The organism is Acidovorax sp. A79, assembly GCF_041154505.1.
Lineage (GTDB): Bacteria > Pseudomonadota > Gammaproteobacteria > Burkholderiales > Burkholderiaceae_C > Acidovorax.
In genome coordinates this window covers 2,213,838-2,237,655 of the sequence record NZ_AP028672.1, presented here as the reverse complement: position 1 = coordinate 2,237,655, position 23,818 = coordinate 2,213,838, and the positions used below count along the sequence as shown (strand labels likewise).

Genomic DNA, 23,818 nt, shown 5'->3' with positions numbered 1-23,818 from the left:
CAACCCCCGACTTTCGTCTGAACCCTTCCCAGGAGACTTGCACCATGTCCGCATCCACCCAAGACCCCATCGTCATCGTCGGCGCCGCGCGCACCCCCATGGGCTCGCTGCAAGGCGACTTTTCCAGCCTGGCCGCGCACGACCTGGGCGGCGCCGCGATCCAGGCCGCCATCGAGCGCGCCGGTGTGTCACCCGACGCCGTGGGCGAGGTGCTGTTCGGCAACTGCCTGATGGCCGGCCAGGGCCAGGCGCCCGCACGCCAGGCGGCCTTCAAGGGCGGCCTGCCCAAGGGCGCTGGCGCGGTCACGCTCAGCAAGATGTGCGGCTCGGGCATGAAGGCCGCGATGATGGCGCACGACATGCTGCTGGCCGGCACGCACGACGTGATGGTGGCCGGCGGCATGGAGAGCATGACCAACGCCCCCTACCTGCTGCAGAAGGGGCGTGGCGGCTACCGCCTGGGCCATGACCGCATCTTCGACCACATGATGCTCGACGGCCTGGAAGACGCCTATGAAGCAGGCCGCAGCATGGGCACCTTTGGCGAAGACTGCGCGGCCAAGTACCAGTTCACGCGCGAGCAGCAGGACGCGTTCGCCACGGCCAGCGTGCAGCGCGCCAAGGCCGCTACCGAGTCCGGCGCGTTCGCGGCCGAGATCGTACCCGTCACCGTCAAGACCCGCGCGGGCGAGACCGTGGTGTCGGTGGACGAAGGCCCGGGCAAGGTCAAGCTGGAGAAGATCGCCACCTTGAAGCCCGCCTTCAAGAAGGACGGCACCATCACCGCCGCATCCAGCTCCAGCATCAACGACGGCGCCGCCGCGCTGGTGATGATGCGCGAATCCACCGCGAAGAAGCTCGGGGCCAAGCCGCTGGCGCGCGTCGTGAGCCACGCTACCCACGCGCAAGAGCCCGAGTGGTTCGCCACCGCCCCCCTGGGCGCCACGCAGAAAGCGCTGGCCAAGGCCGGCTGGGAAGTGGGCGACGTGCAGCTGTGGGAGATCAACGAGGCCTTCGCCGTGGTGCCCATGGCGCTGATGAAAGAGCTGGACCTGCCGCACGACAAGGTCAACGTGAACGGCGGCGCCTGCGCCCTGGGCCACCCCATCGGTGCCAGCGGTGCCCGCATCATGGTCACGCTGATGTATGCCCTCCAGGCACGGGGCCTGACCAAGGGCCTGGCCACGCTGTGCATCGGCGGCGGCGAAGCCACGGCGGTGGCGCTGGAACTCGTTTGATGCGGGAGGGAGATGGGATGATTTGGCTCTTTTCACAAGGACAGTGATGACCGCACCCTCTCCCGAGATCACCGCCTTCTGGCGCGCGTTTTCCGATGCCCAGGCATCGCTCCAGGCCCAGCCGCTGCGCGAGCGGGTCGAGTCCGCCAACGCGCTCATCGAGCGCCACCTGGGCGGCCTCGCGCTGGAGATGTCCGGCGGCGACGGCGATGCGGTGGTGGACCTCATCGTCACCGCCCACGGCAGCACCGAAAAATTTCCACTGCTGATGCAGGCGGTGGCGGCCGCGCCCGCGCTGCAGAACTACCGCGTGCGCGCGTTCCGCGAGCGCACCACGCAGCCGGACTTTCCCATCGGCATGGACGGTTTCCAGCTGGCCACGTCCGAGGTGCTCATCGCCCTGGATCAGGATGGCGGGCAGGCCGCGCTGGAGATCCGCTTTGGCCGCGAGATCCCGAGCGACTACCAGGACCATGCGCGCAACATGGCGTTCATCATGCTCGACCATGTGCTCGGCGAGTACGATTTCGCCGTCAAGGTGGGGGCGGTGGATTTTGTCGGGCAGGCTGGCGACCCGCAGGCGCAGTGGGTCCCACTCAGCCAGTTGCCTCCGGTGTTTGATCGCTACTGGGTCGAGACGCTGGGCCGCACGGGAGACTTCCCGGCGGGTGAACACGACTGGTCGGGCATGACGCTGGCGTTCGGCGGCGAGCCCGGAGATGGCGACGGCGACGAAGGCCCCGGGGGGCGCGAGGACACCGCCATTGTCATGGTCAACCGCAGCGCCAGCCCCGTGGCCATGCGCGCCGACCTGTCGCACGCTCTGGTGCTGGACCTGGCCGTGGGGGACCGCGATGAGCTGGCCGCCGTGCAGGCGCTGCAGGACCAGGCCGCCACGCTGCTGGAGCTGCCCCAGCTGGGCATCCTGGCCTACACCCTGACCCGTGCCGGGCACCGCAAGGCCGTCTACTACGTGGGCGACGAGCAACTGGCCAGGCAGGCGCTGGCACCCCTGCTGCTGCGGGACGAGGCCGAGTCGCTGGTGCTGTCCACCACCTATGACCCGGCGTGGTCGGGCTACTTCGAATTTGCCGTGCATTGACCTGGACGCGACCATGATCGAAACCACCGAGCAGCTGCGCGCCCTGTATGCCGCCCCAAGCGAGCGGGCCCTGCACAAGCAGCAACCGCAGCTGGATGCGCACTGCCAGCGCTTCATTGCCCTGTCGCCGTTCTGCGTGGTGGCCAGTGGTGGTCTCCATGGCGCATTGCTCGATGCCTCGCCGCGCGGCGGTGCGCCCGGTTTCGTGAAGTCGCCCGATGCGCACACCCTGCTGCTGCCCGACGCGGGGGGCAACAACCGGCTCGACACCCTGACCAACCTGCTCGATGACCCGCGCATCGGCCTGCTGTTCATGATTCCGGGCGTGGACGAAACCCTGCGGGTGAACGGCACCGCGCGCCTGCGCGACGAGGCGCTGTACACGGACTTCTTCACGGCCGGGCGCCAGCGCCCAAAGATGGTGATCGAAGTGCGCGTGGCCGAGGCGTATCTGCACTGCTCCAAGGCCTTCATGCGCTCGCGGCTGTGGTCCGCCGATGCGCAGGTGGACCGCGCCGCGCTGCCCACGATGGGCCAGATGATCCACGACCAGATGGGCCTCGCCACCGAGCCTGAGTCGCAAGTGGCGATGCTGCAGCGCTACCGCGCCCAACTGGCGCAGGAGCAGCAGCTCGGCGACGCCTGAGGGTGTTGAGAGTGATTGCTACTATTTTGATAGCTATTGGCGCTTGATACATAGGCGCCAGGGCCCAATTCAATCCAAATTTCAACCATGAAATCCATACTTGTCATCGGCGCATCGCGCGGCATCGGTCTGGAGCTGGTGCGCCAGTACGCCGAGGCGGGCCGCCGCGTGATCGCCACCGTGCGCGACGACGCGGGCCGCGAACGGGTGCAGGCCCTGGGCGCCGAGGTGCTCACCGTGGACGTGGCCAACCCCGCCAGTGTGAGCGCGCTGGCCTGGCAACTGGACGGCGAAAAGATCGAGACCGCCTGGTACGTGGCGGGCGTCATCCGCCGTCCCAACGCGCTCACGCCGCCCACGCAGCAGGACTTCGACGCCGTCATGCACACCAACGTGCTGGGCGCCATGCAGGCGCTGCCGCAGGTCGCGCCCCTGGTGGCCGACGCGCAGGGCGTGTTCGCGTTCCTGTCCTCGTCCATGTCGCAGATTGGCAGCGTGCCGGGCAGCGGCTCCTGGCTGTATCGCACCAGCAAGGCGGCGCTGAACATGGCGGTGGCCGCGGCCCAGCATGACTACCCAGGCGCCACGCTCATCACCATCGACCCCGGCTGGGTGCAGACCGACATGGGCGGCGAAGGCGCCGCGCTGACGGTGCAGGACAGCGTGCGCGGCCTGCGCGCCACCGTGGCGGGCGTCACCGCCGCCGACAAGGGCCGCCTGCTGCACCACGACGGCCGCCGCGCCACCCACTGGTAACCCTTTCGACCGAACCCACAACGACTTCTGGAGACAACCCCGATGCTGCTGACCCAAGACCAGGAAATGATCCGCGACGCGGTGCGCGACTTCGCGCAGGAACAGCTGTGGCCCCACGCCGCGCGCTGGGACAAGGAACACCACTTCCCCAAGGAGGCGCACCAGGGCCTGGCCGCGCTGGGCGCGTATGGCATCTGCGTGCCCGAAGAATTTGGCGGCGCACACCTCGACTACGTCACCCTCGCGCTGGTGCTTGAAGAGATCGCGGCCGGCGACGGCGGCACCAGCACCGCCATCAGCGTGACCAACTGCCCGGTCAACGCCATCCTCATGCGCTACGGCAACGCCCAGCAAAAGCGCGACTGGCTCACGCCGCTGGCCCGTGGCGAGATGCTGGGCGCGTTCTGCCTGACCGAGCCGCATGTGGGCTCCGACGCGTCCGCACTGCGCACCACGGCGGTGAAGCAGGGCGATGAATACGTGATCAACGGCGTCAAGCAGTTCATCACCAGCGGCAAGAACGGCCACGTGGCCATCGTCATCGCCGTCACCGACAAGGGCGCGGGCAAGAAGGGCATGAGCGCCTTCCTCGTGCCCACCAGCAACCCGGGCTACGTGGTCGCGCGGCTCGAAGACAAGCTGGGCCAGCACAGCAGCGACACCGCGCAGATCAACTTCGACCACTGCCGCATTCCGGCCGAAAACCTGATCGGCGCGGAAGGCGAGGGCTACAAGATCGCCCTCGGCGCGCTCGAGGGCGGCCGCATCGGCATCGCCGCGCAAAGCGTGGGCATGGCACGCAGTGCCTTCGACGCGGCGCTGGCGTATTCGAAAGAGCGCGAGAGCTTCGGCACCGCCATCTTCAACCACCAGGCCGTGGGCTTTCGCCTGGCCGATTGCGCCACGCAGATCGAGGCCGCGCGCCAGCTCATCTGGCACGCCGCCGCGCTGCGCGATGCGGGCCGGCCCTGCCTGAAGGAAGCCGCCATGGCCAAGCTGTTCGCCAGCGAGATGGCCGAACGCGTGTGCAGCGCCGCCATCCAGACGCTGGGCGGCTACGGCGTGGTGAACGACTTCCCGGTGGAGCGCATCTACCGCGACGTGCGCGTGTGCCAGATCTACGAAGGCACGAGCGACGTGCAGAAGATCATCATTCAGCGCGCGCTGGCTTGACGTAACTCGCGCTGCAGCAGGGCCAGCCGCTCGGGCTCGGCATGGTGCCGGGCCACGGGGTGGACGCTGGCAAACGCCGCGAGTGCCGCTTCAGTGCGCCCGCTCCACGCCAGGGCCAGCGCGTAGTCGCAGGTGCAGACGGCCAGGGAAGGCCATGCACCCGGGGCCGTGCGCACCAACCCAAGGAACTGCCCGCAGGCTTTGCCCAGGAGACTCGCGGCCTCGCCAGCCAGGGCCGGGTTGCGCAGCGCGACGAGGCCCTGCACCCAGTCGATGAACGCCTGCCCATGGGGCGGCAACAGCGCGGACTGCAGTGCGCCCAGCAGGCGAGCGGCCTCTTCCGTGTGGCCTGCGCGTGCTTCCCCCAGGGCAAGATCCAGCTGCAGCGTAGGCTCTGCGGGGCGCGAGGCGATCAGTTCCCGCAAGCGCGCCGTAAAGCCGGCGTGGTCGCCCGTGGCCAGCGGCAGGGTATAGGTGCGAGCCAGAAACTCGTCTTCTTCCGGTGGGCGCATGGGATGGATGCGCAGGCGCAGGAGCACCGAGTCCACGCCTTCGGCGCGCGCCTCAAACCACGCCACGCGCACAGCCGCATCCCACGCGGGCTGACGCAGGAACCGGTGGCGCTCGGCGGAGCGGGCCAGCCGCTGTGCCAGCACTTCCAGGCGCGGGACATCGCCCGTGGCGTGTGCTTGAAGCACCTGCTGGTACATGCGCTGGAACCGGTGCATGTAGGCAAACAGGGCAAAGGGCACCAGCATTGCCACGATCAGGCTGCCCACCGCCCAGGGACTCCACTGGCGCCACAGGGCCACGGCCAGCAATGCGGCGCAGACCAGCAGCCAGGTGCGGTTGTTGCGCAGCAACTGGCGCAACGTGGTAGACAGGCCCGGGCGTTCCAGGGCCTCGATCTGGTCCCGCGCGAGCTGGCGCAGTGCCTTCACATCCAGAGGTCCCAGCACATCGTCTGCCATTTCGGTCATGGCGCGGGCGTACAGCCCTGAGGTGTGGAGCTGGATATGGCTCAGTGGAGGCTGTATCGCCGCAATGGCCTGCAAGGCCTCTTCGGCGGTCTTGGCGTGGACAAAGCCCTCTATGGGGCGGCCTTTTCCGTCGCTGGCCTGGTACAGCCAGCGTGGCTGGAATTCCTGGGCGGCGGTCTGGGTAGTGTTCATGGCGTGGCTCCCTCGGACGTCTGGCTGCCAGCGCGCGGTGGGCGCCGGTCTTTGCCGCGCATGTTAGAGGGACCTGCGCATGCCGCGCATCACGGGCCGACGGCCGGCGCCGTTGGCTCATCGGACGGCGTGTCCAGCCATCGCTCCAGCACCGCATGCAGCGCGCCCGCATCCATCGGTTTTTTCAGCACGAGGTAGCCCTGCTCCTGCGCTTCATGCAGTTCGAGGGCATCAAACTCGCCGCTCACCATGGCGCCCCGGGCGCCGGGGCACTGCGCCAGCAGCATCTGCAGCACATCGAAACCACTCTCGCCGGAGCGCAACTGCTGGTCGCACAGGATGGCGTGTGGCACGAAGCCTGCATCGAGGTGTGAAAGCGCCTCGCGCGCATCGCTGGCCAGTCGCACTTCGATGCCCCAGGCCTGCGCCAGCATGGCCCAGGCCCGCAGCACGTGGGGATCGTCGTCCAGCACCAGGCACCGGCCCTGCAGGCGGGGCCAGGTGCGTGGCGCGGCGGTGCCACGTGCGTCGGGCGCCAGCGCAGGCGCGGCCGTGGCCGGCAGCTCGATCCAGAAACACGACCCCCGCCCCGGACGCGAGGCCATGCCCTGGCGTGCACCCATCAGCGCCACGCAGCGCGCCACCACGGCCAGCCCCAGGCCGTGGCCTTCGCGGTGGAGGTGCCCCGCGCTCTGCGGGCGGTAGAAGGCCTGGTAGATGGCGGCCTGCTCCTGTGGTGCCACGCCTTCGCCGGTGTCCCACACCTCCAGCCGCCAGTGGCCACCGCGCTGCCGTGCGCCCACCAGCACCCCGCCCCGCAGTGTGTAGCGCAAGGCGTTGTGCACCAGGTTGGCCAGCGACTGCCGCACCAGCGCGGGGTCGGCCAGCACCGTGGCGTGCGCCGGGGGCGGGCGCATGCGCAGGGCCAGCCCGCGCGCGGTGGCTTCGGTGACGAACTGGTGGCGCAGGTCGTCGAACAGGTGGGCCAGCGGCACGGGCGCGGGCCGCAGCTCCACCGTGCCTGATTCGATGCGCGACAGGTCGAGCAGGGCGTCGAACATCTGGCTGAGCGAGTGCATGCTCAGCCGCCACTGGCCCAGCAAGGGGCCGATGTGCGGGTGGTCCTGGCCCTGCAGCGCAATGGCTTCGGCCAGCAACGCCATGGCGTGCACGGGCTGGCGCAGGTCGTGGGCGGCGGTGCTCAGAAACCGGTTCTTCTCGGCCAGCGCGGCTTCGGCCGCGTCGCTGGCCTCGCGGTAGCGCTCGGCCAGGTCGCGGCTGCGCTCTTCCAGCACCACCTGGCGCACGAAGAACCGGTGCGAGTTCATGGCGCTGCGGTAGATCACGGCGGCCATCACCAGCGTCATGGGCAGTACAAACGGCCACTGCGCCGGAAACGCCCAGGGGATCATCGCCAGCCCACCCACCGCACCCACGAAATACATGCGGTAGACAGCGAGCGTGGCGGTCATCTGCGCTGCGTTGGCGGCCAGAATGCCCGCCAGCGTGATATGCAGCAACAGCATGAATTCGTAGCTGGCGTGGCCCAGCGACAACGCTATCGAGAGTGAAACACCTACCCCGTGCACCAGGGCCAGGTAGCACACGCGGCGGGTCCAGGGGGGCAGCAGGGCTTCGGGCGGCCGCAAGGCGCGTTCGCGCCGGTACTGCCGGTGGCCCCACCCCACGAACAGCAACACGGGCAGGTATGCGCCTCCCCACGCCAGCAGCGGCATGGCCTGCCCACCCTGCCAGCCCAGCAGCAGGCCAAACAGCAGCCCCATGGCGGGCATGACCGACATGCCCAGCCGCAGGCGCGCAAAAGAGGCTTCGAGCAGCAGCAGCCAGCCTTGTGCGCTGGGCGCGCCGTGCGCGTGGCCCGGGGCCTTGGTGTTGGGCGTCATGTGCCTGCGAAGGTGGCCGCCGCCTCCCGGCGGCGCCGCAGCCGGCGCACCTGCCGCCACATGCCCAGGGCCGCGCGGGCGTGGACCGCGGTCCAGGCCGGGATGCGCACCTGGCCGCGCTCGCCCGGTCCGGTGCCGGCGCGGGGATGGGGGTGGGGAAACCAGCGGCGCGGCAAGAACTGGAGTGGCATGGGGCGCGGGCGGGCCGGTGTTCAGGCGGGTGGATCGGGCAGGACCAGCCGGCGCCCGCGCAGTCCCGTGATGGCCTCCACGCGGGTGCGTGCGCCCAGGCGCAGGAGGATGGCGCTCATGTGCTCCTTGACCGTGCTCTCCGACAGGTCGTACTGCAGCGCGATGCGCTTGTTGGGCAGCCCCTGCAGCACCAGCGCCAGGATTTCGCCCTGGCGCACCGACAGGCCCAGTTCGGCAGGCGTGACCGGCAGGTCGCGGCTGCGCGGGGGCTGGTTGCCGGGGGGGGCGGGCACAAACCAGGCCAGGCCGCCCAGCAGGGCCTCCACCGCCTGGGCGAAGATCTCTGGCGGAGTCTGCTTGTGGATGAAGCCGTGCGCGCCCGCCTGGCGCACGCGCTCCATCATGGCCGGGTCGTCGTCGCCGCTGACGACCGCCAGCGCGGTGCCGGGGCAGTGCTCGCGCACCAGCGCGATCAGGCCCAGCGCGGCACCTTCGGCCAGCCAGAAGTCGACGAGCGCGATGGCGGGGGCACCCCGCGTGGCCACCAGCGGCAGAAAGTCATCGGCGCACCCGGCCACGGCCACCTCCAGGTAGGGCAGGCGCAAGCGCAGGAATTCGGCCACGCCGCGTGCTACCAGCGGGTGGTCGTCCAGGATGAGTGCATAGGGTGACATGGGGGCCGGGGGGCGCTGCGGCGCCGGGCGCCAGGATGCCGCAGCAAAGCAAATTCTGCCAAGTGTGGACCGGAAGGGGCGGCGCGCAAACCCTACCTCGGTAGGGTTTTGCGGCGGGCGGCGTGCCGCACAGAATCCGCCCCTCTTTCACCCATTCATTCACCACCCAGGAGGTTTCCGTTCATGACCCCCACAAGCGCAAAGTTCACCCGGCACCACGCACGGCCCGCAGTCCGCTGGGCCCCTCTTGGGCTGGCCGCGGTGTTGCTGGCGGGCTGCGGGGGCGGCGATGGCGACGGCGGCACCACGCCCCCGCCCACGGCCGGGGCCTTCACCGTGGGGGGCTCCGTGGTCGGCCTGGGCGCCGGCAAGGCGCTGACCCTGCAGAACAATGGCGGCGATGACCTGGCCGTGAACGCCAACGGCGGTTTTGTGTTCGCGGCCCGGCTGGACCGCGGCGTGGCCTATGCCGTCACCGTCAGGACGCAGCCCGGCGGCCAGCGCTGCGCCGTGGCGCAAGGCACGGGCACCGCCACCGCGAACGTGGGCGATGTGCAGGTGCGCTGCGAGAACCTGGCGGCGGCCACCTTCACGGTGGGGGGCTCGGTATCGGGCCTGGCGGGCGGCGCTGTGGTGCTGCAGAACAACGGCGGCGATGACCTGTCCCTGGCCAGCAACGGCGGCTTCGCGTTTTCCACGGCGGTGGCCACGGGCAGCCCCTATGCCGTCACGGTGAAGACCCCGCCCGCAGGCCAGAACTGCGCGGTGCGCAACGGCAGCGGCACGGTGGGTTCGGCCCATGTCGGCTCGGTGGAGGTGGCCTGCGCCACGGCCGTGGCACTGCCGCAGGGGGACTGGAAGCAGGAGCGTTGCACGCCCATCGGCCCGGGCCAATGGGGCCGGTCGCTGTGGCGCATCGTGCGGCAAGGCGAGACCCGGGCCACGGTCAGCCTGGGCGTGGCGACCTACTCCGACGGGAACTGCACCGCCGCGGGCGCGGTCATTGGCGGGCAAGGGGGCGATGGGGGCAATTTCACGTTTGACCGCACGGGCGCGACACCCACGCTCGCCGCCTTCTGGGGCAGCTGGGCCCAGGTCACGGGGTTGACCTCGCGCACCGTGTGGGCGCGCAAGGGCCCCTACCTGTGCCCGCTGGGCGACCAGAACCCCAGCCTGTTCGGCTCGGCCGCCGCCGTGGAGGCCTCGGCCGACATCTCCATCCAGAACAAGGCCTGCTACACCCAGAACTGAACCCCCGTGCTCCCTGCGGGCCGTGGCGGCCCGTGGGCACGGCCGGGCGGCTGGACGGGGGGCGGGCGGAATTTCAGCCGCCACTGCCCCGGCGCCGCAGCACCACCGTGATCTGCCCATTGGTCTCGATGGTCGCGCGCTCCACCTCGTGCAGGTGCAGGCATCCGCTGGCGCGCAGCGCGGCCTCGAGGTCGTCCGGTGAAAGCAGCTCCTTGCGCAGGAGGTCGGCGTTCACCTGTCCCTGCTCCACCAGCACCCGCGGCGTGCCGTCGATCAGCCGCTCCATCCACGCGAAGCGGAACGTCAGCTGCGCCAGCACCACGTGGCAGCCGATGAGCGTGGTGGCCGAGACGAGTCCGCCCACCAGCGAGTTGTCGCCCGCGTTCATCGAGTTCTGCACCGCGTTGGACAGGATCAGCAGCAGCACGAGGTCGAACGGCGCGTACTGCCCTGTCTGCCGCTTGCCTGTCAGGCGCAGGAACACCAGCAAAAAGACATAGACCACCACGCCGCGCAGCACGAACTCCCACCACGGCACATTCATTTCCCACATTGCAGGCTCCTTCTTGGAGGGTTGTGTCGCGTGCCAGTCTACGGCGCTGAGCGAAAATCCCGGACATGCCACCTGCCAGGCCGGCCCACGCCCCGTGCGGCCCCGGTCCCTTCACAGAAAGAAAACACCTCCATGCAACGCCGCCAATTCCACCAAGCCAGTGCCCTGGGGGCGCTGCTGTGCGCCAGCTGGCAGCAGGCCTGGGCCCTGTCGCTGGGCGATCTCTCCAATGCCGATGCCACGGGCGGCCTCAAGGCCGCGCTGGGCCAGGGCGCCCAGGCCGCGGTGTCGCTGCTGGGGCGGCCCGACGGTTTCCTGGGCAATCCCAAGGTGCGCATCGGGCTTCCCGGCTACCTGGACGACGCGGCCAAGGTCATGAAGTCGCTGGGCCAGGGCAAGCGCGTCGATGAGCTGGTCACCTCCATCAACCGCGCCGCCGAGGCCGCCGTGCCCATGGGCAAGGACCTGCTCGTGGGCGCGGTGCAGAACATGACGGTGACGGACGCCAAGAACATCCTGGCGGGAGGAAGCACCTCGGTGACGGCCTTCTTCGCCGAGAAGACGCGCGTGCCGCTGGGGGAGCGCTTCCTGCCGGTGGTGGACCAGGCGACGGAGAAGGTGGGCCTCACCCAGAAGTACAACGCCTTCGCTGGCAAGGCCGCGGGCTTCGGACTGCTCAAGCCCGAAGAGGCCAACCTGGCGCGGTACGTCACCGGCAAGACGCTCGATGGCCTGTACACCATGATCGGCGAGGAAGAGCGCCGCATCCGCCAGGACCCGGCCGGCGCGGGCAGTGCCATCGCCCGCAAGGTGTTCGGCGCGCTGCGCTGATCGCCGTTCACCGCAATGCGCACCCCGCCCATGGCCCTGGCCGACAGCGCACCCTGCCCGTGCGGACGCACCGTGGCGCCCGCGGGCCGGCGCGCCGGCGGCATGGCCGCCGTGCTGCGTTATGCCGACTGCTGCGGCCGCTATGTGGACCATCTGGAAGCGGTGCCCGCGCCCGACGCCGAAAGCCTCATGCGGTCCCGGTACACCGCGTTCGTGGGCGAGCGGGCCGAGTACCTGCAGGCCACCTGGCACCCCACCACGCGCCCCGCGTCGATGGATTTCGATGCGGGCGCGCGGTGGCTCGGGCTTGCGGTGCGCGGCCACCGCGCCACGGGCGAAGGCCGTGCGGAAGTCGAGTTCGTGGCGCGCTACCGCGTGGGCGGCCGTGCCGTGCGCCTGCACGAGACCAGCCGCTTCGTGCGCGAAGGCGGGCGCTGGTTCTATGTGGATGGCGATGTCCACGGTTGAAATTTGCATGAAAATGACTTCAAGCCCTTTATCCATAAGCGCCATAAGCTATGAAATTTGAAGCAATACTGTTCGACTGCGACGGGGTCCTGGTGGACAGCGAACCGATCACCAACGGCGTGCTGCGCGACATGCTCGCGGAGGCCGGCTGGGCCCTGAGCGCCGAGGAGTGCATGCGCATCTTCATCGGCAAGACCGTGCGCAGCGAGGCCGCCCGCATCGAGACCCACACCGGCCGGCCGCTCACCGATGCATGGATGGCCGATTTCTATGCGCGGCGCAATGCCGAGCTGGACCAGCGCCTCACGGCCATCGAGCACATCCACGGCACCATCGAGCGCGTGCACGCGCACCACGGCGGGCGCATCGCCTGCGCCTCGGGGGCCGACCGGCACAAGGTGGAGATGCAGCTGGCCAAGGTGGGCCTCACGCCCTTCTTCGAGGGCCGCATCTTCAGCGGCCACGAAATGCCGCGCACCAAGCCCGCGCCGGACGTGTACCTGGCGGCGGCCGCCGCGCTGCAGGCGCAGCCCCTGCGCTGCGCGGTGGTCGAAGACACGGTGACGGGCGTCACTGCGGGGGTGGCGGCGGGCGCCACGGTGTTTGCCTATGCGCCGCTGGACGATGGGGAGGCCCTGCGCGCGGCGGGGGCGTCTGAGGTGTTTCGCAGCATGGCCGAGCTGCCGGCCTTGCTGGGCTGCTGACCGCTGCTGTTCGCACCAGGACACGCCATGCCCAAGCACAGCAGCCAGCTGCCACGGTGGCTACGCAACTGCGCCGCGCTCGCGGCCCTCGGCGTTCTCATGGGCTGCTCGTCGGTGCGCCCCTGGATCAACGAGCCGCTGCCGCCCGAAGACCGGGACATCCCCGTGCGCAAGTCCGAGCGCGACCCCACCATCCTGGTGGCCGTGACGCTTTCGGGCGGCGGCGCGCGCGCGGCCGCCTTCGGCTTCGGCGTGCTGACCGAGATGCAGCAGACCCGCTTTCGCTGGAATGGGCGGGACACCACCCTGCTGGACGCCACGGACGTGGTGAGCGGCGTGTCGGGCGGCAGCATTGTTGCCGCCTACTTCGCGGCGCATGGCATCGAGGGGCTGCCCCGGTTCGAGCACGACTTCCTGCGGCAGAACTTCCAGAACAGCCTCATCACCCAGGCCCTGCGGCCCGGCAACCTGGTGGACCTGACCTCGCCCTGGCTGGGCCGCACCCACCTGCTCGCGCGGCGGCTGGACGACCTGTACGGCGGGCTGACCTTCGGCGATGTGGAGCGGCGCCCGCGCCACCCGCAACTGTTCATCACCGCCACCGACATGTCGCTGGGCACGGGCTTCGAGTTCACCTGGGAGCAGTTCACGCTGATCTGCTCGGACCTGCGCAAGGTGCCGCTGTCGTTTGCGGTGGCGTCCTCGTCGGCCGTGCCGCTGCTGCTCAGCCCGATGACGCTCAAGAACTACGCCGACCAGTGCCCTGAACGCCGCACCGGCTCCACGGCCAGCGCGCGCGCCGCGGCCGCTGGCGACTACCGTGCCCGGCTGTACCGCGCGCACGAACTGAGCTACACCGACGCGCAGCGCAAGCCCTACATCCACCTGGTGGACGGCGGTCTGGCCGACAACCTGGGCGTGCAGCGCCTGCTGGACCGGGCCCTGGCGGGCGGCGGCCTGCGCCAGACGTTCAGCGAGGTGGGCATCCCGCCCGCCACCATCCGCAAGCTGGTGCTGATCACCGTGAACGCGGAGCGCGACCCGTCGGTCAACATCGACATGAGCGACCAGGTGCCCAACATGGCCCAGGTGGTGGATGCGCTGCTGTTCGGCACCGGCGCACGCGCCACGCGCGAGACGCAGGAGTTCCTGCGCGACATCACCCAGCAGTGGCGCCAGGCCCTGGCCGCGGGCTCCACGGGCAGCGGCGATGCCTTCGCGCCCGATGCCGAGATCCATGTGATTCCCGTGAACCTGCGCGACGCGCCGGACGACGTGGCGCGGCGGCGCCTGCTGCAGGTGCCCACGGCGTTCTCCATCTCCCACGAAGAGGTCACCGACCTCATCGAGGCCGGCGGCAGCGTGCTGCGGCATTCGCCCGAGTTCCGCGCGCTGGTGCAGTCATTGCTGCACGGCGCACCCAGGCCGCCGCAGCCGTCGCAGTGACAGAGGCGCGGGGCCGGTCGGCCGACAGCCCGCGCGGGCAGGCCTTTCGTCCCTGGCTCAGGGCCGCGTGTCGGGCGCGGGGGTGGTGGGCACGTCCTGGTCCTCGGCCGCTTCGATCTGCGCGGCCAGGGCCCTCTGGTAGCCGGGGCGCTGCTGCAGCCGCTGCCAGTAGGCGCGCGTGGCCTCGCCGAACTGCGGCTCCAGGTCCAGGTGCTGGGCCAGCAGCAGCGCATAGCCCACCGACACATCGGCCGCCGTGAAGCGGCCCGCGCACAGGTAGTCGCTGCGGGCCACGGCGGCCTCCACCGCGCGCAGGCGCGCCAGGAACCAGCGGCTGTAGTCCACCACCACCTGAGGCTGCTTGCGGTCCGCGGGTTCGAAACGCCCATAGCGCAGCACCAGCGTCTGCGGAAAGGTGAGCGTGGCCTCGCCCAGGTGCAGCCAGTTCAGGTAGGCGCCAAAGGCCGGGTCGGGGGGGCGCACGTCCAGCCCGGCGTCCGGGTGCGCGGCGGCCAGGTACTGGCAGATGGCGGCCGATTCGGTCATGCGCACCTGGTGTGGCGCCTTGCCCTGCACCAGCAGCGGCACGGTGCCCAGCGGGTTCTCTTCCAGGAACCAGCGGGCGTGCGCGCGCGGCGGAAACGGCAGCATGTGCAGCACGTACGGCAGCCGCAGCTCTTCCAGCATCCACAACGGGCGGAAGGAGCGGGCGCTGACGCAGTGGTACAGATGGATCATGGGTGCGGTGGGGGCATGGCGGTGTGGTGACCGGGCCCGCCAGTGTAGTGGCGGGTGGCGAAAGTGCGCTGGCCGGTGCCGTCCTGGCGACGCTCGTCACGCAGCGCCGCAACGCTTCATGCGGCGTTGCGCGCCTTGCGCCGGAACTCCGCCGGCGAATCCCCCGTCCAGCCGCGGAACGCGCGGATGAAGCTCTTCTCGTTGACGAAGCCCGCCGCCTCGGCCACCTGCTTGATGGGGCGGTCCGTGCGGTGCAGCAGGTCCACGGCGCGGCTTTGGCGCACCTCGTCCTTCAGGCCCTGCAGCGTGGCGCCTTCTTCCTTGAGCTGGCGGTGCAGCGTGCGCGGCGACACATGCAGCAGGCCCGCGAGCGATTCGGCGCTGTGCTGGGGCAGCGCATGCGCCAGTTGCCCGGCCACGGGGGCGCCCAGCAGCTGGCGCACGCGCTGCACCAGCAGCCGGTCGCGCCGGTACTGCAGCACCGTCAGGGGCAGGGCGTGCTGCAGCATCTGGCGCAGGGCCTGCTCGTCGCGCCGCAGGGGCAGGCTGAGGTAGCGCGCATCGAAGTGGATGGCCGTCCGCGGGGCGCCAAAGGCCACCGGGCCGCGGAAGAGCACCGCGTACGCGTCCGCATGCGGCGGCGCGGCGAACGCGAACTCGGCGGCGATCAGCGGTATGCGCGAATCCACCAGCCAGCAGGCCAGCCCGTGTGCATTGCGCAGCACCGAGACCAGGCAGAACTCGCGCAACGCGCCCAGGTCGCGTGCTTCGGCGATGCCCAGGGTGGCGGTGCCGCCCTGGGCCGTGAGGTGCAGCGCGATATCGTCCGCGAGCAGCCCGTGGTGGCGGCACCAGCGTGCCAGCGCCACCTGCAGGTTGGGCGAGCTGATGGACGCGCGCGCCAGCATGCCGTAGCTGCCCCAGGGCAGGCGCCGGCTGAACCAGCCCAGGGCCTCGTCGTCCAGCTCCTGCATGGCGGCATCGGAGATCTGCTCCATCTGCCAGGCGGTGATGCGGGCATGGGTATCGTGCAGCAGCTCCGGCGCGATCTGTGCCTGCGCCAGGGCGCGTTCGGGGCCCATGCCCCGGCGTTCGTAGGCCAGCGCGATCGCCCGCACGAAGGCCATGGGCGTCACGGCGGGTGCGCTGGTGGGGGCCAGGGCCTGCCAGGCCGGCTCGGGGGTGGGGGCAACGGGTTTCACACAAGGCAGTGTGCCCGATGCGTGGCACGATTTGCAACCTTTGTGGCAACCAGGGCCGGACCAGGGCTTCTATGCTTACGGATCGCCGCCCCCGCCGCCGCACGCGGGAGGAAGAGCCATGCAAGGAGACACAACATGACGACGACCCCTGCCGCCTTTGCCGCCGCGGCCCCTCTCACCGGCAGCCACGCCCGTGGCGCCAGCGGCGTCCCGCTGATCGAGCAGACCATCGGCGATTTCTTTGCCGGCATGGTGGCCCGCCAACCGGGGCGCGAGGCGCTGGTCAGCGTGCACCAGGGGCGCCGCTACACCTACGCCGAACTGCAGGTCCAGGCGCAGCGCCTGGCCAGCGCGCTGCTCGGCCAGGGCCTGGCGCCCGGCGACCGCGTGGGCATCTGGTCGCACAACAACGCCGAATGGGTGCTGATGCAGCTGGCCACCGCGCAGGCGGGCCTGGTGCTGGTCAACATCAACCCGGCCTACCGCACGTCCGAAGTCGAATACGCCCTGAACAAGGTGGGCTGCAAGCTGCTGGTGACCATGGCGCGCTTCAAGACCAGCGACTACCTGGGCATGCTGCGCGAGCTGGCGCCCCAGTGGCAGCACCAGCAGCCGGGCCAGCTGGGCGCGGTGAAGCTGCCCCACCTGCACACGGTGGTGTGGATCGACGAGGCGGGCCAGGGCGCCGACGAGCCCGGGCTGCTGCGCTTTTCGGACCTGATCGCGCGCGGCGATGCGGCCGACCCGCGCCTGGCCCAGGTGGCCGCCACGCTCAAGGCCACCGACCCCATCAACATCCAGTTCACCAGCGGCACCACGGGCTTCCCGAAGGGCGCCACGCTCACGCACCGCAACATCCTGAACAACGGCTTCTTCATCGGCGAATGCATGAAGCTCACGCCCGAGGACCGCCTGTGCATCCCCGTGCCGCTGTACCACTGCTTCGGCATGGTGCTGGGCAACCTGGCGTGCCTGACACACGGCGCCACCATCGTGTACCCCAACGACGGGTTCGACCCGCTCACCGTGCTGCAGACGGTGCAGGACGAGCGCTGCACCGGCCTGCACGGCGTCCCCACGATGTTCATCGCCGAGCTGGACCACCCGCGGTTCGCCGAGTTCGACCTGTCCACCCTGCGCACCGGCATCATGGCGGGCTCTCCCTGCCCCACCGAGGTGATGAAGCGCGTGGTGGAGCAGATGAACCTGCGCGAGATCACCATCGCCTACGGCATGACCGAGACCAGCCCGGTCAGCTGCCAGAGCAGCACCGACACGCCGCTCGACAAGCGCGTCTCCACCGTGGGCCAGGTGCAGCCGCACCTGGAGGTCAAGATCGTGGACCCCGACACCGGCGCCGTGGTGCCCATCGGCCAGCGCGGCGAGTTCTGCACCAAGGGCTATTCGGTGATGCACGGCTACTGGGGCGACGATGCCAAGACCCGCGAGGCCATCGACGAAGGCGGCTGGATGCACACCGGCGACCTCGCCACCATGGACGCCGAGGGCTATGTGAACATCGTCGGCCGCATCAAGGACATGGTGATCCGTGGCGGCGAGAACATCTACCCGCGTGAGATCGAAGAGTTCCTGTACCGCCACCCGCAGGTGCAGGACGTGCAGGTGGTGGGCGTGCCCGATGCCAAGTATGGCGAGGAGCTCTGCGCCTGGATCATCGCCAAGCCGGGCACGAAGCCCACCGAAGACGACATCCGCGCCTTCTGCAAGGGCCAGATCGCGCACTACAAGGTGCCGCGCTACATCCGCTTCGTCACCAGCTTCCCGATGACGGTGACGGGCAAGATCCAGAAGTTCAAGATCCGCGATGAGATGAAGGATCAGCTCGGTCTGGTCGAAGCCAAGACCGCGTGAAACACACAAGAAGCAACACAGCATGACCATTCTCGACACCCAACTCAACGCCCGCTCGGCGGACTTCCTGGCCAACGCCGCGGCCATGCGCACGCTGGTCGACGACCTGCGCGCCCAGCTCGACAAGGTCGCCCAGGGCGGCGGCGAAGCGGCCCGCGCCAAGCACACCGCGCGCGGCAAGCTGCTGCCGCGCGAACGCGTGCAGATGCTGCTGGACCCGGGCACACCGTTCCTGGAGCTGGCACCGCTGGCCGCGCTCAACATGTACAACAACGATGCGCCCAGCTCGGGGCTGATTGCCGGCATCGGCCGCGTGAGCGGCGTGGACTGCATGATCGTGTGCAACGACGCCACGGTGAAGGGCGGCACCTACTACCCGCTCACCGTCAAGAAGCACCTGCGCGCGCAGGAAGTGGCGCAGCAGAACCACCTCACCTGCATCTACCTGGTGGACTCGGGCGGTGCCAACCTGCCCAACCAGGACGAGGTCTTTCCGGACCGCGACCACTTCGGCCGCATCTTCTTCAACCAGGCCAACATGAGCGCCATGGGCATCTCGCAGATCGCCGTGGTCATGGGCAGCTGCACGGCGGGCGGCGCCTACGTGCCGGCCATGAGCGACGAGTCCATCATCGTCAAGAACCAGGGCACCATCTTCCTGGGCGGCCCGCCGCTGGTCAAAGCCGCCACGGGCGAGGTCGTCACCGCCGAGGACCTGGGCGGTGGCGACGTGCACACGCGCCTGTCGGGGGTGGCCGACCACCTGGCGCAAAACGACCTGCATGCGCTGCAACTGGCGCGCAATGCGGTGCGAAATCTGAACAAAAACAAGGCTCCAGCGCCCGCCGATCAAGCGCCAGTAGCTCCTAAATTTGTAGCTGAAGAGCTCTACGGCGTGATCCCCGTCGACACACGCAAGCCCTTCGACGTGCGCGAGATCATTGCCCGCATCGTCGATGGCAGCGAGTTCGACGAGTTCAAGGCGCGCTATGGCACCACGCTGGTCACGGGCTTCGCGCGCATCGAAGGCATGATGGTCGGCATCATCGCCAACAACGGCATCCTGTTCAGCGAGTCGGCCCTGAAGGGCGCGCATTTCATCGAGCTGTGCTGCCAGCGCAAGATCCCGCTCGTGTTCCTGCAGAACATCACCGGCTTCATGGTCGGGCGCAAGTACGAGAACGAAGGCATCGCGCGCAACGGCGCCAAGATGGTCACGGCCGTGGCCACGGCCAGCGTGCCCAAGTTCACCATCATCATCGGCGGCAGCTTTGGCGCCGGCAACTACGGCATGTGCGGCCGCGCGTACTCGCCCCGCTTCCTGTGGATGTGGCCCAACGCGCGCATCAGCGTGATGGGCGGCGAGCAGGCGGCCGGCGTGCTCGCCACCGTCAAGCGCGATGGCATCGAGGGCAAGGGCGGGCAGTGGAGCATGGAGGAAGAAGAAGCCTTCAAGGCACCCATCCGCCGCCAGTACGAAGACCAGGGCCACCCCTACTACGCCACTGCCCGCCTGTGGGACGACGGCGTGATCGACCCGGCCGACACCCGCCGCGTGCTGGCGCTGGGCCTGGCGGCCACGCGCAATGCGCCCATCGAAGACACCAGGTTCGGCCTGTTCCGCATGTGACCGTGCCGGGAGCCGTCATGGACGCCGTCGCCCACTTCACCCAGCTCGCACGCTACAACGTGTGGGCCACGGCGCGCCTGCTCGATGCCGTGCGGGCGCTGCCTGAAGAGGCCTACCGGCGCGATGTGGGCCTGTTCTTCAAGAGCATCCACGGCACGCTCAACCACCTGCTGGTGGGCGAACACCATCTGTGGTTCGTGCGGTTTGCCGAAGGCACCTCGCCCAAGATGGCGCTGGACGCCGAACTGGAAAGCGACCGCGCGCGGCTGGATGCCCGCCTGCGCGAGGGCGCGGCCCGCTGGGCACCGCTGATCGCTTCGTTCGCCCCAGGCCGCTGGGACGGTACGCTGGACTACACCACCATGCGCGGCACGGCGGCATCGCTGCCGTTCGCGGCCACGCTGGCGCATGTGTTCAACCACGGCACGCACCACCGGGGCCAGATCACCGCCGCATTGACCGCCCTGGGCCAGTCCAGCCCCGAGCTGGACCTTGTCTACTTCCTGCAAAACCCGCCCAAGCCATGAGCCAGAACCTGTCCATCACCCACACCGGCGCCGTGGCGCGCATCACGCTCACGCAGCCCGAGATCCGCAACGCCTTCAGCGACGAAGTCATCGCCGAGATCACCGCCGCCTTCATGGAGGTGGGCGGGCGTGCCGATGTGCGCGCCGTGGTGCTGGCGGCCGAGGGCCCCGCGTTCTGTGCGGGCGCCAACCTCAACTGGATGCGCCGCATGGCCGACTACACGCGCGACGAGAACGTGGCCGACGCCGCCAAGCTGGCCGAGATGCTGCGCGTGATCTATGCATGCGAGAAGCCGACGATTGCCCGCGTGCAGGGCGACGTGTACGCCGGTGGCATGGGCCTGGTGGCCGCGTGCGACATGGCCGTGGCGGTGGACACGGCGGGCTTTTGCCTCAGCGAGGTGAAGCTGGGCCTCATCCCCGCCACCATCAGCCCCTATGTGATCCGTGCCATGGGGGCGCGCGCCGCGCACCGCTATTTCCTGACGGCCGAGCGCTTCGGCGCGGCCGAGGCGCTGCGCATCGGCTTCGTGCACGAGGTCGTGGCGGCCGACCAGCTCGACGCCAAGGTGGACGAACTGCTGAAAGCCCTGACCAGTGCCAGTCCCAACGCCGTGCGCGTATGCAAGAAGCTGGTGATGGATGTGGCCGAGCGGGAGATCAACGCGGGCCTGATCGCCGCCACCGTGCAGGGCATTGCCGACATCCGCGCCAGCGACGAGGGCAAGGAGGGCGTGCATTCCTTCCTGAACAAGCGCAAGCCGAACTGGCTGATATGAGACACCCCCCTGAGGCGCTGCGCGCCTTCCCCCCGCTCTCGTTGCGCTGCGCGCACCGGGCAGGTGGACGACGCCCTCGCTGCGGGGCGGCCCTTGCTCGGCGTCCCTGGCCTGGGGCGCGCCAGTTGTCGCGGCCAGCGATCTTTCACAGTGTCGGGGAGACCTACTGACATGGACACCCTCTGGCTCAACATCGTGCAGTGGCTCCACACGCTGGGGCTGCATGTGGATGGCGGCACGGCGCGCGCCGTGGGTGACGCAGCGGCCACGGCCACCGCGCGGCTCGACATGCCCAGCCTGCTGGCGCTGGCCGCCGCGCTGGGCTGGGCCAGCGGCTTTCGGCTGTACGCGGTCGTGTTCCTCGTCGGCGGCATGGGTGCCATGGGCTGGATGCCCTTGCCCCCCGGTCTGCACGTGCTGCAGAACCCGCTGGTGCTGCTGGTGGCGGGCGGCCTGATGCTGGTCGAGTTCTTTGCGGACAAGGTCCCGTGGATCGACAGCGCCTGGGACGCCGTGCACACCGTCATCCGCGTGCCCGGCGGCGCCCTGCTGGCCGCGGGCGTGTTCGGTGCCGACAACGCCACCATGGGCGTGGTGGCCGGTTTGCTGGGCGGGTCGCTGGCCGCCACGTCGATGGCCACCAAGATGACCACGCGCGCAGCGGCCAACACCTCGCCCGAGCCGTTTTCCAACTGGCTGCTGTCGTTTTTCGAAGACGGCCTGGTGGTGGCCGTGGTGTGGCTGGCCACGCAGCACCCGGTGGCCTTCGGCATCGCACTGGTGCTGATGGTGGCCGTGTCGGTGTTGCTCCTGGTGGTGCTGTTCAAGTTTCTGCGCGCCGTGGTGCGGCGCTTGTCTTCTTTCTTTTCTGGTTCTGCCAAGGTGGCTTAAAAATGTTCAAAAAGATTCTGATTGCCAATCGTGGCGAGATCGCCTGCCGGGTCGCCGCTACGGCCAAGCGCCTGGGCGTGAAGACCGTTGCGGTGTACTCCGATGCCGACGCCAAGGCCAAGCACGTGGCCGTGTGCGACGAGGCCGTGCACATCGGTGGCAGCGCGCCCAAGGACAGCTATCTGCGCTGGGAGCGCATTATCGAAGCCGCCCAGGCCACGGGTGCACAGGCCATCCACCCGGGCTACGGCTTCCTGTCCGAGAACGAGGACTTCGCCCACGCCTGCGCGGCCGCAGGCCTGGTCTTCATCGGCCCGCCACCCTCGGCCATCAAGGACATGGGCCTGAAGGCCGAGTCCAAGCAGCTCATGGAAAAGGCCGGCGTGCCCCTGGTGCCCGGCTACCACGGCAGTGACCAGGACCCGGCGCTGCTGCAGCGCGAGGCCGACCGCATCGGCTACCCCGTGCTCATCAAGGCCAGCGCGGGCGGCGGCGGCAAGGGCATGCGCGCGGTGGACAAGAGCGGGGACTTCGCCGCCGCGCTCGAATCGTGCAAGCGCGAGGCCATCAACAGCTTTGGCGACGACGCGGTGCTGGTCGAAAAATACGTGCAGCGCCCCCGCCACATCGAGATCCAGGTGTTTGGCGACACGCACGGCAACTGCGTCTATCTGTTCGAGCGCGACTGCTCCGTGCAGCGCCGCCACCAGAAGGTGCTGGAAGAGGCCCCCGCCCCCGGCATGACGCCGGAACTGCGCGCACAGATGGGCGAAGCCGCCGTGGCCGCCGCCAAGGCGGTGAACTACGTGGGCGCGGGCACGGTGGAGTTCATCGTGGAGCAGCCCGGTGGCTACGAGCGGCCCGACCAGATGAAGTTCTACTTCATGGAAATGAACACCCGCCTGCAGGTGGAGCACCCGGTGACGGAGGCCATCACGGGGCTCGATCTGGTGGAGTGGCAACTGCGCGTGGCGTCTGGCGAGCCGCTGCCTTTGACACAGGACGCGCTGCGCATCACCGGCCATGCGATCGAAGCGCGCATCTGCGCCGAGAACCCCGACAACAACTTCCTGCCCGCCACCGGCGCGCTCAACGTGTATGCGCTGCCCGACTGCGTGACCTTCGAGCGGGGCGCGGTGCGCGTGGACTCCGGCGTGCGCCAGGGCGATGCGATCAGCCCGTTCTACGACTCCATGGTGGCCAAGCTCATCGTGCACGGCGACACGCGCGAGCAGGCACTGGCGCGGCTGGACGAGGCCCTGGCGCAAACGCACATCGTGGGCCTGGCGACCAACGTGCAGTTCCTGCGCCGCGTGGCGCGCACCGGTGCATTTGCCAACGCCCAGCTCGACACCGCGCTGATCCCGCGCGAGCAGGCGGTGCTGTTCCACCAGGAGCCGGTGGGCCTGCCCCTGGCCGCCGCAGCCGCCGTGGCGCAGACGGTGCTGCATGAACGCGCCACCGAAGGCGTGGACCCCTTCAGCCGCCGCGACGGTTTTCATTCGCACGCGCTCACGCGCCGCCGCTTCGAGTTCGAGTTTGGCGGCGAGCACGCCAAGGCCTGGCTTACCTACGAACGTGACGGCGCGCTGCACCTGGCGGTTGGCGAGGGCGATGCGGCCGTGGCAGGGCCGCTGGAATTCGCGGAACAAGGCGGCGCCATCGAACTGCAGTTCGCAGGCCAGCGCACCCGCGCTGCGGTGTACGCCCAGGGCGAGGTGGACCATGTGTTCACCCCGCGCGGCGCGACGCAGATCACCGCCATCGACCTGCTGGCCCATGCGGGCGAGGCAGCGGCCGAAGGCGGGCGCCTCACGGCCCCCATGCCCGGCAAGGTGGTGTCTTTTGCCGTCAAGGCGGGCGATGCCGTCACCAAGGGCCAGCCGCTGGCGGTGATGGAAGCCATGAAGATGGAGCACACCATTGCCGCGCCCGCAGACGGCGTGGTGCAGGAGCTGCTGTACGCCCCGGGCGACCAGGTGACCGAAGGCGCGGAGCTGCTCAAGCTGGTGGTGGCCGAAAAGGCGTAGGCGGCCGCAGGGCACCCCGCATGCGACAGCGCGCGGGGG

Annotated in this window: 23 protein-coding genes; 16 read left to right on the top strand and 7 right to left on the bottom strand. The window is 69.6% G+C overall.

Annotated elements, in window-relative coordinates; all coding sequences use genetic code 11:
• The first annotated feature begins 44 nt into the window (after nt 1-44).
• From ACAM51_RS10175 to ACAM51_RS10155, 5 genes are all read left to right on the top strand, one after another.
• On the top strand, nt 45-1,238 hold the full coding sequence (locus tag ACAM51_RS10175; protein ID WP_369643486.1) for an acetyl-CoA C-acyltransferase: 1,194 nt from the start codon (nt 45-47) through the stop codon (nt 1,236-1,238).
• A 46-nt stretch (nt 1,239-1,284) separates the two neighbouring features.
• Nucleotides 1,285-2,340: a DUF695 domain-containing protein gene (locus ACAM51_RS10170; RefSeq protein WP_369643485.1), complete on the top strand. Its 1,056-nt coding sequence runs from the start codon at nt 1,285-1,287 to the stop codon at nt 2,338-2,340.
• Between the two features lie 13 nt (nt 2,341-2,353).
• Nucleotides 2,354-2,986 carry a pyridoxamine 5'-phosphate oxidase family protein gene (locus ACAM51_RS10165; RefSeq protein ID WP_369643484.1) on the top strand — a complete coding sequence of 211 codons (633 nt, stop codon included), beginning with the start codon at nt 2,354-2,356 and terminating at the stop codon, nt 2,984-2,986.
• Nucleotides 2,987-3,073: 87 nt separating this feature from the next.
• Nucleotides 3,074-3,742, top strand: a complete 669-nt coding sequence (locus tag ACAM51_RS10160; RefSeq protein ID WP_369643483.1) for an SDR family oxidoreductase — start codon at nt 3,074-3,076, stop codon at nt 3,740-3,742.
• 42 nt (nt 3,743-3,784) lie between these two features.
• Complete coding sequence (locus ACAM51_RS10155; RefSeq protein ID WP_369643482.1) at nt 3,785-4,915, top strand: acyl-CoA dehydrogenase family protein; 1,131 nt, start codon at nt 3,785-3,787, stop codon at nt 4,913-4,915.
• On the opposite strand, the gene ACAM51_RS10150 is transcribed toward ACAM51_RS10155, so the two are convergent.
• The 4 genes from ACAM51_RS10150 to ACAM51_RS10135 form a co-directional block, all read right to left on the bottom strand.
• On the bottom strand, nt 4,897-6,087 hold the full coding sequence (locus ACAM51_RS10150) for a hypothetical protein (RefSeq protein ID WP_369643481.1): 1,191 nt from the start codon (nt 6,085-6,087) through the stop codon (nt 4,897-4,899). The genes ACAM51_RS10155 and ACAM51_RS10150 overlap by 19 nt on opposite strands.
• Nucleotides 6,088-6,176: 89 nt before the next feature.
• Nucleotides 6,177-7,991: an ATP-binding protein gene (locus ACAM51_RS10145; protein WP_369643480.1), complete on the bottom strand. Its 1,815-nt coding sequence runs from the start codon at nt 7,989-7,991 to the stop codon at nt 6,177-6,179.
• Nucleotides 7,988-8,182 (bottom strand): hypothetical protein, encoded by a 195-nt coding sequence (locus ACAM51_RS10140; protein ID WP_218296287.1) that lies wholly within the window; start codon nt 8,180-8,182, stop codon nt 7,988-7,990. Before ACAM51_RS10140 ends, ACAM51_RS10145 begins: the two co-directional genes overlap by 4 nt.
• Before the next feature lie 21 nt (nt 8,183-8,203).
• Nucleotides 8,204-8,857, bottom strand: a complete 654-nt coding sequence (locus ACAM51_RS10135) for a response regulator transcription factor (RefSeq protein ID WP_218296286.1) — start codon at nt 8,855-8,857, stop codon at nt 8,204-8,206.
• Between the two features lie 183 nt (nt 8,858-9,040).
• Here ACAM51_RS10135 and ACAM51_RS10130 point away from each other — a divergent pair, with 183 nt between their 5' ends.
• Complete coding sequence (locus ACAM51_RS10130; RefSeq protein ID WP_369643479.1) at nt 9,041-10,108, top strand: hypothetical protein; 1,068 nt, start codon at nt 9,041-9,043, stop codon at nt 10,106-10,108.
• Nucleotides 10,109-10,181: 73 nt separating this feature from the next.
• On the opposite strand, the gene ACAM51_RS10125 is transcribed toward ACAM51_RS10130, so the two are convergent.
• A complete protein-coding gene (locus ACAM51_RS10125) occupies nt 10,182-10,661 on the bottom strand; it encodes a DUF421 domain-containing protein (protein WP_218296284.1) in 480 nt (159 codons plus the stop codon).
• 132 nt (nt 10,662-10,793) lie between these two features.
• Here ACAM51_RS10125 and ACAM51_RS10120 point away from each other — a divergent pair, with 132 nt between their 5' ends.
• The 4 genes from ACAM51_RS10120 (at nt 10,794) to ACAM51_RS10105 (ending at nt 14,110) form a co-directional block, all read left to right on the top strand.
• Nucleotides 10,794-11,492: a DUF4197 domain-containing protein gene (locus ACAM51_RS10120; RefSeq protein WP_218296283.1), complete on the top strand. Its 699-nt coding sequence runs from the start codon at nt 10,794-10,796 to the stop codon at nt 11,490-11,492.
• A 102-nt stretch (nt 11,493-11,594) separates the two neighbouring features.
• Entirely contained in the window at nt 11,595-11,960 is a 366-nt protein-coding gene (locus tag ACAM51_RS10115; RefSeq protein WP_369643799.1) for a YchJ family protein, read from the top strand.
• A gap of 50 nt (nt 11,961-12,010) precedes the next feature.
• Nucleotides 12,011-12,664, top strand: coding sequence for an HAD family phosphatase (locus ACAM51_RS10110; protein WP_218296282.1), 654 nt, complete (start codon nt 12,011-12,013; stop codon nt 12,662-12,664).
• A gap of 27 nt (nt 12,665-12,691) precedes the next feature.
• Nucleotides 12,692-14,110 (top strand): patatin-like phospholipase family protein, encoded by a 1,419-nt coding sequence (locus ACAM51_RS10105; RefSeq protein WP_369643478.1) that lies wholly within the window; start codon nt 12,692-12,694, stop codon nt 14,108-14,110.
• Between the two features lie 57 nt (nt 14,111-14,167).
• Here the strand turns inward: ACAM51_RS10105 and ACAM51_RS10100 are convergent, their stop codons facing one another.
• Both ACAM51_RS10100 and ACAM51_RS10095 read right to left on the bottom strand, forming a co-directional pair.
• Nucleotides 14,168-14,848, bottom strand: coding sequence for a glutathione S-transferase family protein (locus ACAM51_RS10100; RefSeq protein WP_369643477.1), 681 nt, complete (start codon nt 14,846-14,848; stop codon nt 14,168-14,170).
• A gap of 116 nt (nt 14,849-14,964) precedes the next feature.
• Complete coding sequence (locus ACAM51_RS10095; RefSeq protein ID WP_369643798.1) at nt 14,965-15,975, bottom strand: AraC family transcriptional regulator; 1,011 nt, start codon at nt 15,973-15,975, stop codon at nt 14,965-14,967.
• Between the two features lie 210 nt (nt 15,976-16,185).
• On the opposite strand from ACAM51_RS10095, the gene ACAM51_RS10090 reads away from it, so the two are divergent.
• The 6 genes from ACAM51_RS10090 to ACAM51_RS10065 all read left to right on the top strand — a co-directional run bounded on the left by ACAM51_RS10090 (nt 16,186) and on the right by ACAM51_RS10065 (nt 23,779).
• Nucleotides 16,186-17,922, top strand: a complete 1,737-nt coding sequence (locus tag ACAM51_RS10090) for an AMP-binding protein (RefSeq protein WP_369643476.1) — start codon at nt 16,186-16,188, stop codon at nt 17,920-17,922.
• 22 nt (nt 17,923-17,944) lie between these two features.
• Nucleotides 17,945-19,552 (top strand): carboxyl transferase domain-containing protein, encoded by a 1,608-nt coding sequence (locus tag ACAM51_RS10085; protein ID WP_369643475.1) that lies wholly within the window; start codon nt 17,945-17,947, stop codon nt 19,550-19,552.
• 17 nt (nt 19,553-19,569) lie between these two features.
• Entirely contained in the window at nt 19,570-20,079 is a 510-nt protein-coding gene (locus ACAM51_RS10080; protein WP_218339893.1) for a DinB family protein, read from the top strand.
• Nucleotides 20,076-20,858, top strand: a complete 783-nt coding sequence (locus ACAM51_RS10075) for an enoyl-CoA hydratase/isomerase family protein (protein WP_369643474.1) — start codon at nt 20,076-20,078, stop codon at nt 20,856-20,858. Before ACAM51_RS10080 ends, ACAM51_RS10075 begins: the two co-directional genes overlap by 4 nt.
• 171 nt (nt 20,859-21,029) lie before the next feature.
• Entirely contained in the window at nt 21,030-21,749 is a 720-nt protein-coding gene (locus ACAM51_RS10070; protein WP_369643473.1) for a DUF4126 domain-containing protein, read from the top strand.
• A 2-nt stretch (nt 21,750-21,751) separates the two neighbouring features.
• On the top strand, nt 21,752-23,779 hold the full coding sequence (locus tag ACAM51_RS10065; RefSeq protein ID WP_369643472.1) for an acetyl-CoA carboxylase biotin carboxylase subunit: 2,028 nt from the start codon (nt 21,752-21,754) through the stop codon (nt 23,777-23,779).
• The last annotated feature ends 39 nt before the right edge of the window (nt 23,780-23,818 follow it).